The sequence below is a fragment of the Nitrospirota bacterium genome, assembly GCA_040754395.1.
Lineage (GTDB): Bacteria > Nitrospirota > Thermodesulfovibrionia > Thermodesulfovibrionales > SM23-35 > JBFMCL01.
Window position 1 is genome coordinate 1 of record JBFMCL010000055.1, and the last position, 1802, is coordinate 1802.

General features: G+C 44.2%; 2 protein-coding genes. One reads left to right on the forward strand and one right to left on the reverse strand.

The features are described 5' to 3' along the window. Positions 1-71: 71 nt before the first annotated feature. Entirely contained in the window at positions 72-1535 is a 1464-nt protein-coding gene (locus AB1552_14365) for an IS1182 family transposase (protein MEW6054942.1), read from the reverse strand. Between the two features lie 77 nt (positions 1536-1612). Between AB1552_14365 and AB1552_14370 the strand changes: the two genes are divergently transcribed. Then, positions 1613-1762, forward strand: a complete 150-nt coding sequence (locus tag AB1552_14370) for a DUF2080 family transposase-associated protein (protein ID MEW6054943.1) — start codon at positions 1613-1615, stop codon at positions 1760-1762. The last annotated feature ends 40 nt before the right edge of the window (positions 1763-1802 follow it).

The following is a 1802-nucleotide window of genomic DNA, read 5'->3' on the forward strand; positions in this document are numbered from 1 at the left end:
ACAGACTGTCCGGCAATTGGTCTCAGAACCAGATGTAATGATGCAGACTATGAAAATTCCCACCGGCAGGCCTAATGATTGTTTCTTTTCTGCTTCGCCCACACCCTCTTGAGGTTCCTGGCTGCACACGCCAGGTCTAATTCGATATTTGCATTTTTCAAGCCCTTCAAAACAAAGTCTTCCAATCCAAGGTGTTTTTTCAAGTCGCCTATGGTTGGCTCTACAGTTTGTCTCCTGAGTTTGTACGTTTCCTTTGCTGCCTCAGTCGCCATTTTACGTTCCATCCCTGTCCTGAGTTCCAAATTTGGAGTTATCTTGAGAATGCGAATTCCTTTTTCGCTGCGCGTGCATGCTTTTTGGTGTGGGCAGGCTTGACATCCCTCTGCCTTGTAAAAAAGATACTCGTTACCTTTTGTCTTGTCGAATCTGCGTGACAGGAACCTTACTGCATTTCCATTAGGACATGTGAATTCATCTGCATCGCGGCGGTATTTGAAATTGCCAGATGAAAAGGGGCCTGGTTTCTTTTTTGGAGGAGGCACATATAAATCAACTGCCTTGACAGCCGCATATTCTATGTTTTCTGTGCTGTAGTAGCCATTGTCAGCATTCAATTTTGTGCCGGGGGGCAACCCATCAAGATTTTGTTCAGTTTGCTCTACCTGTGAAATCAGCTGGTTGGTATCTGTTTCATCCTGCGTAGCCTCGCATGCAAGGACAAATCCCTCCCTATCAGTTGTTATCTGAGCATTGTAGGAGAATTCAATTCGTTTCTTTTTGTTGGGCATGAATCTGCTCTCCGGGTCTGTGGTGCTGACCTTGGCAAGATTATTTTTTGCCATTTCTTCTTCTGCCGTTTTGAGTTTTTGCTTTATTTTGGCAGTTGCTTTATTCCCCCTCTCCTTTGTCTTCTCGATATATTGTTTCACAAGGCTTTGGATTTTCTTTTTGCTTGCCTCTGGCAGCTGGTCGCTGCCACGGAGATTTTTGAATTGCCTGTCTTCAACAACGTCCTGCTGCGCCCATGCCTGCAATTCCCCTTCAACAAACCCGAGCAGCACCTCTATCTCCTTCTTTGTCAGCGTATTGCGGTTGGAAGCAGATGCTTTTATCTTTGTCCCATCTGTGGAAAGGCAGGACAGGTTTACCATGCCAAGCTTCTTTGCAAGAACGATTGTTTGTTTGAATGCCTCCTTTATCAGCCTCGGATTGTCTTTTCGAAAATCGCTGATGGTCCTGAAATCGGGGGCTAGTTTTTCTGCCAAGTACATGTAGGCAATGTTTTCACGTGCACATCGTGCAAGTTTTCGCGATGACCTGATTTTATCGAGAATGCCCATAATGAGCAATTTCAGAAGGATGCGTGGGTGGTACGCTGGATGGCCAGGGCCGGAATATTTTTCGTCGAACGAACTGTAGTCCATAGACTCAACAAGACTTTCGACCAGAAAGCAGATGTGGTCTTCTGGGATCAATTCTTCTATGCTTGGGGGCAGCAGCCATTGCTGGTTTTTGAGCGACTTGACGTAGGCCATAAAATCACCTGCATGTACTATAAATGGAAAGGTTTATATGTATTTACATAGTATATACTATAATGAGAAGGATAAAGATGAAAACTAAAACAAAAATCACAGTACATGGGATTGAAGGATTTCTGAAAAGGACCGTTACTCCATTTGGCAATGGTGCAAAGGTTGATTGCCCAAAAGAGTATCTTGGGAGAGAAGTTTACCTTATCATAAAGAGAAAAAGGAATTAGCTGCCTTCAGTTCAAAACTGGAAACCCGAAACTGGAAACC

Excerpts from the sequence above, each read along its gene's own strand:
- AB1552_14365 (MEW6054942.1), bottom strand. The coding sequence starts at position 1,535 with ATGGCCTACGTCAAGTCGCTCAAAAACCAGCAATGGCTGCTGCCCCCA.
- AB1552_14370 (MEW6054943.1), top strand. The coding sequence starts at position 1,613 with ATGAAAACTAAAACAAAAATCACAGTACATGGGATTGAAGGATTTCTG.